Raw genomic sequence first — 14,006 nt, forward strand, 5'->3', positions numbered from 1 at the left:
AGTATTATTGTGACAACATTCAATCGTTATGAAATGTTAAGTGATACTTTGCATTCAATATTAAATCAATCCTTCAATAATTTTGAATTAATAATTGTTGATAATATGTCATCAGATCAGACTAAGCATTATATTTCTAGCTTGAAAGACGAAAGAATTCGTTATTTTAGAAATCCAAATTTTGGAGTAATTGCAATTAATAGAAATTTAGGAATCCTTAAAGCCAAAGGTCAATATATTGCTTTTTGTGATGATGATGATTTGTGGCTTGAGACTAAATTGCATATTCAAATAGCATTGCTTGAGTCTGATTCTGAAGTTGCAATGTGTTATAGCCAAGCCGAATCTTTCATTAATGGACTGACGGTTAAAAAAAATATGAATCGAAAAGCATTATGGTCATCACATTTTATTAGTTTGCTTCAAGGCAATTTTATTCCTAATTCTAGCGTTGTTATAAAAAAGACTGTTTTTAAAAAGCTTGGAATGCTAACTGAGTCGCCATGTTTGAGAGAAGATTATGAGATGTGGCTTCGAGTTAGTAAATATTTTAAAATTGTAGGTATTCAAGAAAGCTTAATTAAATACAGGCTACACAATAACAATATTGCTGGCGGTAAAGTTGCAGAAACAAAAAAAGCGATTAAAACGTTAAAAAGCCTTGTAATCCCATTGCGAATCCCTTTGTACCTATATGTGCCTAATTTATTTTTTCAATATTTGAAATATTTTTTTTATAGTATCAGGTCTTTTTTTAACTCTAAACAGGTAAATGGATCCCAATGAAAGCTTTATTAACCGGAGCTAATGGTTTTATTGGTAAAAGACTTACAAGAAGACTTCTTCGAGCGGGATTCTCACTTCGATTGCTAACTAGAGACATTGGCAAGTTTAAATATAAATCAAGTAATGTGGATATTGTAGAAGGAGATCTTTCTTTAAATAAATTAGATCTTCATTCCTTAGTTAGCGGTTGTGATTTAATTTTCCATTGTGCCGCTGAGATTTCTGATATTTCTAAAATGAGATCATTGCATATTGACGCCACAAAAAGACTTTTAAAAGCAGCAGTTGAAATCGCAAAAATCGAAGGCAAAAAAATACATTGGATTCAATTAAGCAGTATTGGTGTATACGGTAATTTTTCTAAACAAGTTAATATTACTGAGAAGTCGAGAATTGCACCTAAAAGCGATTATGAAAAGTCTAAAGCAGTTTCAGATAAAATTTTGATTCAAATGTTAACTAAAAGTAATGTTACTTATTCAATATTAAGACCATCTAATGTTGTTGGAAATGATATGAAAAATAAGTCTTTCTTCTCCTTAATAAATGCTATAAAGTCTAGAAAATTTTTCTTCGTTCGCAATAGAGAATCTATAGCAAATTATATTCACGTTGATGATGTAGTAGAAGCCTTATTTTTATGTGGAACTTCGTTTAAAGCAAAAAATCAAATATTTAATTTATCTAACGACTGTAAATTGGCGGAAATTGTTTATGCAGTTTGTATTACTAACAATATTAGTAAAAAAATTTATTGCCTTCCAGAATTTTCTGTACGATTACTATGTTCGGTTATGACTATTTTTAACATTAAAGTCTTAACAATAAATAGAATTAATGCACTTACATCCTTAAAAACATACCCATCAAATAAAATAAAAAATTATTTAGGCTTTTTGCCATTGAAACCAATTCCTAGATATGCATCTCAATATGCAAAAAATAATGAATAAAAAATTCAAAGTTTTTTTTGTGATTACTTCTGAGGTTACTATTAATGCCTTTTTACTCAATCATCTTAAGGTTCTCTCAAAGAAATATGATATCACTGTAATTACTCATTGCAATAACCCATCTTTTTTAAAAAAGCAAAAATTAGATATAAAAATTGTTTCTTTAAATTTCTCTAGAAAAATTAATGTTTTTATAGATTTTTTTTGTTTAATTAAGTTACTTTTATTTTTTATTAAACATAAGCCTCATCTGGTTCATTCAATTACCCCTAAAGCAGGATTTTTGGGTATGTTGGCAGCTTTTTCTATGAATATTCCTTTTCGAATTCATACTTTTACTGGTCAAGTTTGGGCTAATAAGAATGGAATAAAACGTTATTTTTTTATTTTTTTTGATTATTTGATTGCGCGGGTATCAACATTTAATTTGGTTGATAGCCATTCTCAAAGAGATTTTTTGATTCAACAAGGAGTGTTATCAAAAAATAAATCTTTAGTTTTCGGTGCTGGCTCAATATCGGGTGTCGATCTTAAGCGATTTAAGCCCAGTAGATATTATTATAATATGATACGAAAGGAATTACTTATTCCTAGAACTGCATTTGTATTTATCTACCTTGGACGGCTTAATCAAGAAAAAGGTTTATTAGATTTAGCTGAAGCATTCGCCAAGATAAATAGCAAAAAATCTTTTTTAATATTTGTCGGTCCAGATGAGAAAGACTTTGTTGGTAGGATAAAAGAAATAAATTCTCATAAAGCCGAACAAATAAAATTCGTGAACTTTACAAATATACCAGAGAAGTATTTAGCAGGCTCTAACGTTTTAGTCTTGCCAAGCTATCGAGAGGGTTTTGGAAATGTAATTATAGAAGCAGCGGCAGTAGGTTTGCCTGCTATTGCATCAAAAATTTATGGTATTTCGGATGCGATAATCCATAATAAAACAGGATTACTTCATCCAGTAAAGAATGTAAATGTTATTTATGAGGAAATGCAATATTTCCTCAACAATCCTCATATTGCTAAAAAAATTGGTAAAGCTGCCAGAAGTAGAGTGCATAACGAATTTAATGCACATAGAATAACTAAATTTTGGACTCAATTCTATTCACATATATTAAAAAAATGATTATTAAAAAAAATTTAGATTTAATAAAAAAGCCTATCATCTTGTGGTTTTTATTTTTTATTTATTCCTTAATTGTTGGATTATTTTTCTTAGAATATATCATCCCTAATATATCCTCGCTTCATATGAAGGGATGGAAGTTAACACCAGACTCGAGCTACTTTAATTTGATTGCATTGAATTTAGCTCAAAAGATTGATCTTAAAGGTTGGTCTTATTGGGAATTATACCCAGCAGATGGTGCATCTGGCGCAACCTCTTTACTAGCAATTTTCTATGTTTTTTTTGGGGAAAATCATGCTATTGCAATATTTCTTAATGCTATTTTTCACGCTTTGTCTGGCGTTATAATTTATTTGATTGGTTTAAGAGTGCTTCCTACCAATCGGTTCAAAGCAAATATTGCACTTATAGCTTCTTCATTGTTTATTGCATTTCCATCTGCAATGACTTGGGTTGGACAAATTCAAAAGGATTCATTTTTGAACGCAGGTATTTATCTCGCATTATTTACCATTTTAAAGATTTTCTCTCCGATGGAAAGTCGTACAGAAATATTAAGATATACATTTATTGCTATTCTCTCATTAATTATAATTGCATCTATAAAGCCATATTTTCTTCAAATTCTTTCTGTTACTCTAGTCTTAATTATTTTTCTTCAGGTTTGTAGATTATTACCTTTTAACTTTTTAAAGTTTTGTGCTCTTTGTATTTATTTATGCTCGATAATTTTTGCAAGCTCACAAATAACAAGACATCATAGTTTGCCTTGGCTCTCGGGTGATTCATATAGCTCTAATAATAAAATTAATTTTTTGCAGGAGGAGCCTAATTATTTGCCGGAAATATCCAAAATAAAAATAAGTACATCTTCAGCTGATTCAAATAGCTCCAGTGTAGAAAAAAATATTTTCTTGTGGGAAAAATCAAAGTATTTACCAAAAATTTTCGAAAGAAAACTAAATAATTTATTATCAACTCGAGCGTCACTAATTAGCTTTGGCATTGCTAATAAAGCAAAATCAATGATAGACATAGAACAAAAGCCATCAAGCGCAACTGAGTTGCTTAATTACATGCCAAGAGCATTTCTGATTTCATTTTTAGCGCCCTTTCCAGACAGATGGTTACAATCTCAAACTTTAGTAAGCTACATAAGCAGTATTGAGATGTTATTTTGTTATATTGTATTTATTGGTTTATTTTTTATAATTCTCCAAAAATTTCCTTATCAAATTTTGATTTGTTTATGTTTTGCTTTTGTCCCATTACTAATTTACGGAATTGCAATTCCAAATATTGGGACGCTTTATCGTATTCGTTATCCGTTTGAGATAATATTATTGCTTCTCGGATTTTCTGGATGGAGCTTTATGTTTGATCGAATTAGCTCAAAAAAAATTATTTGTAGTTTCAAAGAGTGTCTTAAATGAAAAATTTAATAAAAAATTTTATTAAAATTAAAAAAGAAAAGATTTTACAGAATTCTTTTTTTGTTGCAATCTTAACCCTTTTGCTATTCCTTGGGTTTTTTTTAAGAGATTTCCTTATAGTTAAATACTTCGGCTTTACTTCAGAGTCCGATCTGTTTTACAAGATATCAATTATTCCAATGTTTTTTGTTGGAATCTTTTGCATCCCTTTTGGACAAGCACTAATACCATTTCTTACAAAAAGTAAAAGATCTGAATTTAAATCAGCTATCAGTTATTTTTATGCCATATCAATACTTTTTTGTTTGACGCTATGTTTTATTTCTTTCGCAATATTCAGTCTTCAATATTTTTTTTTAAAAAATTATTTTTTTGATCAAAATTTCAATTTAGCTTTTTTGGCATTTCTTCCATTGCTCATTTTGAGTGGCTGGTTAATTACTTCCAACTCAATTCTTTCTTCGCTACACTATTATCTATTGCCAAGTTTTGCTCAATTAATTGTACCTTTATCTGCTATTTGCTTTATATTCTTATTTGCAAACTCAATGGGAATATATTCTGTAATTTTTGGAATGACATTTGGGCAAGTTGCTAACTTATTAATAATTAATTTTTTCTTAAAAAAAGAAGAGATATTTTTATGGCCTTTAAATTTTAACCGCCCCCTTTCCATAAAAAAAGATTTTTGGGTGAATTATCTTCACTTGATTGCTCTCGCAATCTTGACTTCAATCAACTTGCCAATAAGCTCTTTTTTGGCTTCAACCTTAGGAGATGGAGCACTTTCTATTTTTAATTTTGGGATTAAATTTAACCTTTTTATTTGTGGCATATTAGCAGCAATATTTTCCTCAGTATTTTTACCTTATTTATCCCGAGCTATTAAAATTTTTGGGGTCATTGATTTAAAAAATTTTATTTCTTTTCTCATCTTGTTTACCGCTTTAATTTTAACTCCTTTTTCTCTCCTATTTTTTTATTATAGTGAGAATTTGACATTCTTAATTTTTCATCGAATTATTGAGGATAAAGAATCTATTCTTGAATTATCTTCGGTCATTTCATACAGCATATTGCAATTACCTTTTTGGGTTTTTACTGCGATATTAGTCAAACATGGAAATGCAATCAGTAGATTGAGTTTTTTAGTATTAACCTCCCTTATTGTTGCAATTCTAAATCTGATATTAGGCTTGTTTTTTATCAAATTTATTAATGTTGCAGGACTGTCTTTATCATTAGCTATTTCTAGTGGATTTGGCTCTTTTCTGTTGCTTTTTTACTACGCAAAAGAAAAATATTTAAGCATTTCAAATGCTTTAATAGTAATTTTGATATGGAGTTTATTTATTTTCATAATTATTCTATTAAATTATGAAAAGTTTATAATATCTTTAGAGAAACTTTTTTTTAAATTTTAATGACTAAAAGACTTTTTGATTTTTCTTTTTCTTTTTTAGCACTTCTTCTTCTTTTGCCTATCCTTTTAATTATTTTTTTTTTAGTGTTCTATAATTTAGGTTCACCAGTTATTTATCGCCAATTAAGACCGGGCCTTCATGAAAAATTGTTTTATTTATATAAATTTCGTTCGATGACCAATTTGACAAATGCTAAAGGTAAATTACTGGCCGATGAAAAGAGATTGAATAGGTTCGGTAAATTTTTAAGAGCTTCGAGTCTTGATGAATTGCCGGCTTTATGGAATGTGATGAAGGGTGATATGAGTTTAGTTGGGCCCAGACCGCTTTTGATGGAATATTTACCTTTATATAACAAAAATCAAAAAAGACGACACGAGGTTAAGCCAGGCATTACTGGATGGGCGCAAGTAAATGGAAGAAATTCAATATCATGGAAGAAAAAATTTGATTTTGATATTTGGTATATTGATCATCATACATGTTGGCTTGATCTTAAAATTATTGTTTTAACGATCAAGAGAATTTTTCTGCAGGAAGGAATTGCAGAGCCTGGTGAGGTAACAATGTCAAAATTTAAAGGAAATAAAAAATGAAATATTTTATCTATGGAGCCGGAGGTCATGCTAAGGTTGTTTGGGATGCCATGAAAAAATCAAATCTTTTTTGCGAAGGCTTTCTTGATGATTGTCGCGAAGGCCAATGGATTGATTTGCCTATATTTAAATCTTCATTTTTAAATGAGATTAATGATATTGAGCTTCATATTGCAATAGGAAACTGCAAGGTGAGAGAAGAAATCGCCAAAAAATTTAAAAATTTCAAATTTTTCTCTATTTATCATCCTGATGCAGTTATTTCATCAAGAGCAAAAATTGAAGTCGGTACATTTTTAGCGGCGGGCTCAATCATTAGCCCCGATGCTAACGTTGGTAAACATGTTATTGTGAATCATCATGCAGTTATTGATCACGACAGCTCTGTCGGAGATTTTTGTCATATAGCCCCTCATGCAAGTCTTGGCGGTGGAGTTAAAGTAGGTCAGAGCGTTTTAATTGGAGCGGGTGCCATTGTATTGCCAGGTATAACAATTGCTGATTGTGTCACCGTAGGAGCAGGTTCCATTGTAACCAATGATATTGCATCTGGTGTCACCGTTGTGGGAAATCCTGCACGTGCTATTTAAAAACTTTATGAGTTTATCTTGTTAAATCACCCTACATTTGCTCCATGGCCATCTTTTTCAGAAAAAGAGGCTGAAGCCATTAAGAATGTTTTACTATCAAATAAAGTCAATTATTGGACTGGTGATGAATGTCGCAAATTTGAGAAAGAATTTGCTAATTGGTCTGGTGTTGATTATTCCATTGCTTTAGCTAACGGCACACTAGCACTTGAAGTAGCTCTTAGAGGCCTCGATATTGGTCCTGGCGACGAAGTGGTTGTAACGCCAAGAACTTTTATTGCCTCCATTTCTTGTGTAGTTAATGTAGGTGCTACACCTATTTTTGCAGATGTTGATCCCGAGTCAGGAAACATTACTGCCGAAACCATTTCGAAAGTATTAACTCCTCAAACAAAAGGGATTATCTGTGTGCACTTTGCAGGCTGGCCATGTGATATGGATCCTATTATGACATTGGCTTCTCTACATAATATTAAAGTGATTGAGGATTGCGCCCAAGCGCATGGTGCCATGTATAAGGGTCGATCCGTTGGCAGCATTGGGCATATTGGTGCATGGAGTTTTTGTCAGGATAAGATTATGACCACAGGGGGTGAGGGAGGTATGATCACGACCAATGACGAAACATTATGGCGAAAAATGTGGGCTTATAAAGATCACGGTAAGAGTTATGAAGCTGTTTACGAGAGAGAGCATCCATCAGGATTTAGATGGGTACATGAGAGTTTTGGTAGTAATTTTAGGATGATAGAAATACAGGCTGCCATTGGTCGTATTCAATTAAAGAAAATGACCGAGTGGAGTGCTAAACGGAAAGAAATTACGCTAAGTCTATTGAAGACTTTTGAACTATTCAAAGCTATTCGTATACCTAAATTTCAATGCAATAAAGATTGTATTAAGGATTGCTCTTCTTTAAATCAATGCAGACATGCCCACTACAAATGTTATGTGTATGTTGATAATGCTAACTTAAAAGAAGGTTGGTCTCGAGATCGCATTATTGAAAAAATTGAGATGCAAGGTGTGCCTTGTTTTCAAGGGGGCTGTTCTGAAGTTTATTTAGAAAAAGCTTTTGAAGGTACCGGCTTTATTCCTAAAAACCGCTTACCAATCGCAAAGATGTTAGGCGATACATCACTTATGTTTTTGGTGCATCCTACACTTACTCAAGAAAACATCAAGAAAGCAAAAGAAGTGATTGCGGACGTCTTAAAATCGGCAAGCATTTAATATAGCAATTTTTATGTTGACGTAATAATAATTTTTTTGACCTAGGTGTATGTATCTACAAATTTAATATCCATGTAAACTAAAGTATATATTTAAACCTTAATTAACAATGAAAAAATGGCCCTTTAGCTTTAGAAGCGCGTTAGCTTTTATGCATGATATTACTGTTGCAATATTTGCATGGTATAGCGCTTTTTTGCTTCGCTTCAATTTTAATATACCATTAGAACAAATGGCTTTAATGAAGAGCACCATTATTATGGTCCTTGCTGTAGAAGCTATTACTTTAATTTCCTTTGGCCTATACAAAGGCGCATGGCGTTATGCAAGCCTCGCCGATCTGAAGCGTATTTTAGCTGGCACATTTGTCTCTTCAGTTATTCTAGTTTCGATGTTATTTATTACGAATATCGAAACACATGTACCTCGTTCTATTTTAATACTGAATCCTATTCTGTTAATTCTGATGATGAGTGGCAGCAGAATTATTTATCGTGCACTTAAAGAGCGTCAAATTTATGGTGAAAATTTTCAGAAGGGCAGACCAGTTTTTATCATTGGTGCTGTTAAAACCGCTCTTTCACTTATAAGAGATTTGTCACAAAGTCCGGAATGGCAAGTGATTGGTATATTAGATAATGATAAGAGTATGCATGGGCGAGAAGTTTTAGGTTTAAAAGTTTTTGGTCCAATTGAATTGTTAACTAAAATGTATGAGCGATTCAAATTTCGTCATGTCATCATTGCACTGCCTTTAGATTCTTATAAAGAAAAACGCTTCATATTTAACTTAGCGAATAAACTTAAAATTGAAATATTCACAATTCCTGCTATTGATGATCTTATGAGCGGCCGGTTAAATATTTCGCAAATTCGCCGCGTGGATGTAGAAGATTTACTTGGACGAGAGAGTGTTGAGCTGGATAATTCTGGATTGGAAAATTTAATCAAAAATAACGTGGTTATGATAACAGGTGCCGGAGGCTCGATAGGCTCAGAGCTTAGTCGCCAAGTTTTAAAATTTAAACCTCGGTTGCTTATCTGTTTTGACCTTTCTGAATACGCACTATATCAACTTGAGCAATCCTTTATTCCAGATCAAATTCAAGTGAATATTTTATATATTGTTGGAGACGTAAAAAACGAATTGCGATTACGTAATTTGATTTCTCAATATCAGCCAAGTTTAGTTTTTCATGCAGCTGCTTATAAGCATGTGCCAATGATGGAAAATGATAATGTAACTGAAGCAATATCTAACAACGCACTAGGCACTTATCAATTTGCTAAAAGTTGTCTTGATTTAGGCGTTGAAAAATTCATCTTAGTTTCTACAGACAAAGCAGTTAATCCTACCAATGTCATGGGGGCAACAAAACGTTTAGCAGAAATGATTTGCCAAGGCCTTCAACAAGAAGATGGCACACGTTTTGTAATAGTACGCTTCGGTAATGTATTAGCAAGTAGTGGCAGTGTCATTCCAAAATTTCGCACACAAATTGCCGATGGCGGTCCAGTCACTGTGACTCATCCAGATATTACAAGATACTTCATGTCAATTCCGGAGGCAGCTCAATTAGTGATGCAAGCAGGTTTAATGGGGGAGGGTGGGGAGATATTTATTTTAGACATGGGTGAACCAGTTAAAATAGTCGATTTAGCCCGTGACATGATTAAATTTTCTGGCTTTCAAGAAAATGAAATTGATATTAAATTTACCGGTCTTCGTCCAGGTGAAAAACTATATGAAGAGCTAATTGCTGATGGTGAAGATTCCACTCTCACAAAACACAAAAAAGTCAGAGTCGCTAAAGCAAGAAAATTTGATGCTAATCTCTTAATTGATCTATTATCTTGGATTGAATCTAGCCACGATTTTGATGAAAACACTCTTAAGGAAAGCCTTGCCCATTGGGTTAAGGGCTATTCACCGGACTTAAACGTTAAGCAAAAAAATAATTTTAAGAGTCATTAAAAATGAATTTTATTTCACAGTTTAAAAAATTACATCTTATTCATTTAGAGCTAACACTTCTTTTTCTTATGCTACTAAGCCTTCCCAGCTTGGAAGCCCCTAAAAATATTTTTTTAGTGCTCTTTGTGGTTACAGCTACTATTCGACAAGTTAAGACGAAAAGCTTAATGATTTGGGGTCATTGGGATTGGATGTTTTTAGCTGTTATCACTGGCGCTTTTCTTAGTACTATATTTGCAGGACTTGCCCCTGGCCATGAATGGAGTGGCTTTAGGACATTACTAACCTTTATGAGTATTGGTTGGCTGATTTCTAGATCAAAGTATTCTTCAAAACAACTTGGATGGATATTTTGGTTAACTATTCTTAGCGCTCTTCCGCCGCTATGTTGGGGACTTGTTCAATATTTAGTTTTGCATACTAAAAGTTCTTTGGAATTACATTCCGTTGGTCATATTAATCATTCAGCCATTTATCTGACTATGATATTTGGAGCGACATTTGGTTTAATGCTAACTTTTTTGAAAGATAGCAATGCGACCAAAAAAATTGTTTAATTCTTTTAACAACGATATTTTATGTGGCCCTTCTTATAGGCTCCAGCAGAGCAGCAGTTGGCATTGCAATTATTTTAACGGTTTTATTTTCATTAATTTTTTTAAGAAACCTGAAACTAAAGTTATTATCGATTTCATTTTTAACTTTACTTACTTTACCAACATTTTTTTTAACCTCTGGAGTGATAGAGAGACAATTGCAACTACAATCGACAAATCAAACCTTAAATGGAAGAGCAGAAATTTGGCATACGACGATTGAGGCTGCCAGACTTTATCCAGTATTTGGTATTGGGATTGATAATCGCGCTCTAGTTTCAGAAGATCTCATTAAAAAATCTGTTGAAAGCCGCCATGAAAATTTTAATGAAGCTTATTACGATTTTAAATTTAAACATGCACATAATTTTTACTTAACCAATATTGCTGAGCGGGGCATTTTAGGGTTTATGGTCACGCTATCTCTAATCTTAATGTGGATGCAATCCTTAATTGAAAGTTATGGTCAGGCAAAACTCTCAAGTCAGTCAGCTTATCTTTGGATGGGGTCAATGAGCGCTTGGTTGGCAACTTTCGGTATAGGTTTTGTTAATACTACCTTTCATCACGAGCACGGCATATTAGCCTGTTTATTTTTAGGCTTGCACTTAAGTTATTTAAATACACGCAGAATTAAATTAAAAAGAAAGCTTTAGTTAAACAAAAACGAAATTACCCTTAAATTGGCAAATTTTTTTGTAAGCGATCAGGTTGATGTAATTTTTTCCAGACGCTTCTTTTTTTGTTTTGTCATAAACTGAGGTTTGGTGCCGATATGTTCAATACCTCGCTCTTTCGCCAAGATTACCTGTTTTTGCCGTTCGGTCAGCGCTTTCAATTTCTCTGGAGTATGTTGATTATAGCAATGAGGACATGAAATTCCTGGTGTGTACTTATCACTTTGCATATCATCTGCTGACAAAGGATAGCGACATGCATAACATTGATCATAATTACCCACTTCTAATCCATGCTTAATTGCAACTCTTTGGTCAAACACAAAGCATTCGCCTTGCCATAAGCTTTCTTCGGGTCTGACTTCCTCTAAGTATTTAAGGATGCCACCTTCTAGGTGATAGACCTCATCAAAACCTTCACCCATCATGAAGGAGGAGGCTTTTTCGCAGCGGATACCCCCGGTACAAAACATCGCGACCTTTTTATGTTTTTTAGGATCGAAATGCGCTTTCACATATTCTGGAAATTCTCGGAATGTATTCGTTTTGGGATTAATCGCATTTTTAAAAGACCCAATGGCATATTCATAATCATTCCGTGTATCGATCAACACGACTTCAGGATCAGAAATAATCTTATTCCAGTCTTGAGGTTTGACATACTTGCCCACCACTTTAGTAGGCGATACTCCCGGGACGCCTAAAGTCACGATCTCTTTTTTCAACTTCACTTTCATGCGGTAGAAGGGGTGTTTATCTGACCATGATTCTTTATGACTTAAGTTTTTAAAGTTGCCCTCAAAAAGTGGATCATTTTTTAAGAAATCGAGAAATGCATGGATAGATTTTTCAGAGCCCGCGACGGTACCGTTGATGCCTTCATCAGCTAACAGAATTGTGCCTTTGATGTTTTGGGATACGCAGAAATTGAGCAGCGGCTCACGTAAGGTTTTAAAGTGAGGAAGTCTCACAAAATGGTACATCGCTGTTGTTAAATAGATGTGTTGCATGAGCTTTGTTCTTTATTAAACCTTCTAAAAATGTTATTTTATCAGTCTTTTCAACGGTATTAAATCTCAACAGGAGTATGAAGCAATGGCAATTGAACAAACCTTATCCATTATTAAACCTGATGCAGTTAAAAAAAATGTGATTGGTCAAATCTATGCACGTTTTGAAAACGCAGGCTTAAAAATTATCAAAGCTAAAATGACGCATTTATCTCAAGCCGAAGCAGAAGGCTTTTATGCGGTGCATAAAGATCGCCCTTTCTTTAAAGATCTAGTGAGTTTTATGATTTCAGGTCCTGTCATGATCCAAGCCTTAGAAGGTGAGAATGCGGTTTTAAAACACCGTGATTTGATGGGCGCCACCAATCCAAAAGAAGCAGCACCTGGAACCATTCGTGCTGACTTTGCGGAAAGTATTGATGCGAATGCCGTGCACGGATCTGATTCATTAGATAACGCAAAAATCGAAATTAAATACTTCTTCGGTTAATTTTTATTCATGACTAACTTGCTCGATTTGGACTACGAGCACCTCGTTTCATATATTGAAACGTTCGGTGAAAAGCCGTATCGAGCCAAGCAGTTGATGCATTGGATTTATCATGAAAATCTCATTGATTTCAATGAGATGACAGATATTTCTAAAGTATTTCGTGATGTATTAAAAGACAAAACCACCATTGAATTTCCAAGCGTCATGAGTGACGCGATGTCGGACGACGGCACACGTAAATGGCTATTTGATGTAGGCGGCAATAATGGTATTGAGACTGTGTTTATTCCCGAAGATGATCGAGGTACTTTATGCATTTCATCTCAAGTCGGATGTGCGCTTGAATGTACATTTTGTTCCACGGGTCGCCAAGGTTTTAATCGTAATTTAACGACCGCTGAAATTATTGGGCAGTTGTGGCTCGCCAATGTTTACATTCGCCAACAAGAGGGTTATAACGGATTAGCGAATTCAGAACGTATCATCAGTAATGTGGTCATGATGGGGATGGGTGAACCACTCGCCAATTATGACAATGTGGTGGCTGCGATGAAGTTGATGTTAGATGATAGAGCTTATGGCTTAAGCCGTCGTCGTGTCACACTTTCTACCAGTGGTTTAGTCAACGCCATGGATCGCTTAAAAGAAGATTGTCCCGTGGCATTGGCGGTATCCCTTCATGCATCGAATGATAAATTAAGGGACGAGATTGTGCCCATTAATAAAAAATTCCCTATAAAAGAATTGATGGCAGGATGTCAGCGTTATTTAGAAAAAGCACCGAGAGATTTTGTGACGTTTGAATATGTGATGTTAGATGGCATTAATGATTCGGTGGAAGATGCAAAAGCGCTTTTAAATATTGTCAAAGATGTGCCATGTAAATTTAATTTAATCCCTTTTAATCCGTTTCCGAATAGCGGATATAAGTGTTCTTCCAGTGAACAAATAAGACGCTTTAAAGAGGTCCTCATGAACCAAGATTATATTGTGACAGTCCGAAAAACCCGGGGGGACGATATTGATGCGGCATGTGGGCAGCTCGCAGGGCAGGTCAAAGATAAGACCACAAGATCTCTAAAAAGAATGAATTTAACTCAATAAC

14 protein-coding genes are annotated in these 14,006 nt (G+C 33.7%); 13 read left to right on the top strand and 1 reads right to left on the bottom strand.

The window, feature by feature from the left end:
* The first annotated feature begins 9 nt into the window (after positions 1-9).
* The 11 genes from FIT61_RS02755 to FIT61_RS02805 all read left to right on the top strand — a co-directional run bounded on the left by FIT61_RS02755 (position 10) and on the right by FIT61_RS02805 (position 11,377).
* A complete protein-coding gene (locus FIT61_RS02755) occupies positions 10-786 on the top strand; it encodes a glycosyltransferase family 2 protein (protein ID WP_187351826.1) in 777 nt (258 codons plus the stop codon).
* Complete coding sequence (locus tag FIT61_RS02760; RefSeq protein WP_139883094.1) at positions 783-1,739, top strand: NAD-dependent epimerase/dehydratase family protein; 957 nt, start codon at positions 783-785, stop codon at positions 1,737-1,739. Before FIT61_RS02755 ends, FIT61_RS02760 begins: the two co-directional genes overlap by 4 nt.
* Positions 1,732-2,871, top strand: coding sequence for a glycosyltransferase (locus FIT61_RS02765; RefSeq protein ID WP_187351827.1), 1,140 nt, complete (start codon positions 1,732-1,734; stop codon positions 2,869-2,871). The genes FIT61_RS02760 and FIT61_RS02765 overlap by 8 nt, the downstream gene beginning before the upstream one ends.
* On the top strand, positions 2,868-4,307 hold the full coding sequence (locus tag FIT61_RS02770) for a hypothetical protein (protein ID WP_139883097.1): 1,440 nt from the start codon (positions 2,868-2,870) through the stop codon (positions 4,305-4,307). Before FIT61_RS02765 ends, FIT61_RS02770 begins: the two co-directional genes overlap by 4 nt.
* Positions 4,304-5,731 (top strand): lipid II flippase MurJ, encoded by a 1,428-nt coding sequence (locus tag FIT61_RS02775; RefSeq protein ID WP_139883099.1) that lies wholly within the window; start codon positions 4,304-4,306, stop codon positions 5,729-5,731. Before FIT61_RS02770 ends, FIT61_RS02775 begins: the two co-directional genes overlap by 4 nt.
* Positions 5,731-6,327 carry a sugar transferase gene (locus FIT61_RS02780; protein WP_139883101.1) on the top strand — a complete coding sequence of 199 codons (597 nt, stop codon included), beginning with the start codon at positions 5,731-5,733 and terminating at the stop codon, positions 6,325-6,327. The genes FIT61_RS02775 and FIT61_RS02780 overlap by 1 nt, the downstream gene beginning before the upstream one ends.
* On the top strand, positions 6,324-6,917 hold the full coding sequence (locus FIT61_RS02785; protein WP_139883103.1) for an acetyltransferase: 594 nt from the start codon (positions 6,324-6,326) through the stop codon (positions 6,915-6,917). Before FIT61_RS02780 ends, FIT61_RS02785 begins: the two co-directional genes overlap by 4 nt.
* Before the next feature lie 18 nt (positions 6,918-6,935).
* Positions 6,936-8,150: a DegT/DnrJ/EryC1/StrS family aminotransferase gene (locus FIT61_RS02790; RefSeq protein ID WP_139883105.1), complete on the top strand. Its 1,215-nt coding sequence runs from the start codon at positions 6,936-6,938 to the stop codon at positions 8,148-8,150.
* Between the two features lie 109 nt (positions 8,151-8,259).
* Positions 8,260-10,125, top strand: a complete 1,866-nt coding sequence (locus FIT61_RS02795) for a polysaccharide biosynthesis protein (protein ID WP_139883107.1) — start codon at positions 8,260-8,262, stop codon at positions 10,123-10,125.
* A 2-nt stretch (positions 10,126-10,127) separates the two neighbouring features.
* On the top strand, positions 10,128-10,682 hold the full coding sequence (locus FIT61_RS02800) for a hypothetical protein (RefSeq protein WP_139883109.1): 555 nt from the start codon (positions 10,128-10,130) through the stop codon (positions 10,680-10,682).
* Positions 10,683-10,705: 23 nt separating this feature from the next.
* The gene (locus FIT61_RS02805) at positions 10,706-11,377 is read left to right on the top strand and encodes an O-antigen ligase family protein (protein ID WP_187351828.1); all 672 of its coding nucleotides are present in this window, start codon (positions 10,706-10,708) and stop codon (positions 11,375-11,377) included.
* A gap of 50 nt (positions 11,378-11,427) precedes the next feature.
* Here FIT61_RS02805 and trhO read toward each other — a convergent pair whose 3' ends face one another.
* A complete protein-coding gene (gene trhO, locus FIT61_RS02810) occupies positions 11,428-12,408 on the bottom strand; it encodes an oxygen-dependent tRNA uridine(34) hydroxylase TrhO (protein WP_139883112.1) in 981 nt (326 codons plus the stop codon).
* An 85-nt stretch (positions 12,409-12,493) separates the two neighbouring features.
* Here trhO and ndk point away from each other — a divergent pair, with 85 nt between their 5' ends.
* Both ndk and rlmN read left to right on the top strand, forming a co-directional pair.
* A complete protein-coding gene (gene ndk / locus FIT61_RS02815) occupies positions 12,494-12,898 on the top strand; it encodes a nucleoside-diphosphate kinase (protein ID WP_139870405.1) in 405 nt (134 codons plus the stop codon).
* Between the two features lie 9 nt (positions 12,899-12,907).
* Positions 12,908-14,005, top strand: coding sequence for a dual-specificity RNA methyltransferase RlmN (gene rlmN / locus FIT61_RS02820; RefSeq protein ID WP_139883114.1), 1,098 nt, complete (start codon positions 12,908-12,910; stop codon positions 14,003-14,005).
* Position 14,006 lies beyond the last annotated feature (1 nt).

It is taken from the genome of Candidatus Methylopumilus rimovensis (assembly GCF_006364615.1).
In the GTDB taxonomy this organism is placed as follows: domain Bacteria; phylum Pseudomonadota; class Gammaproteobacteria; order Burkholderiales; family Methylophilaceae; genus Methylopumilus; species Methylopumilus rimovensis.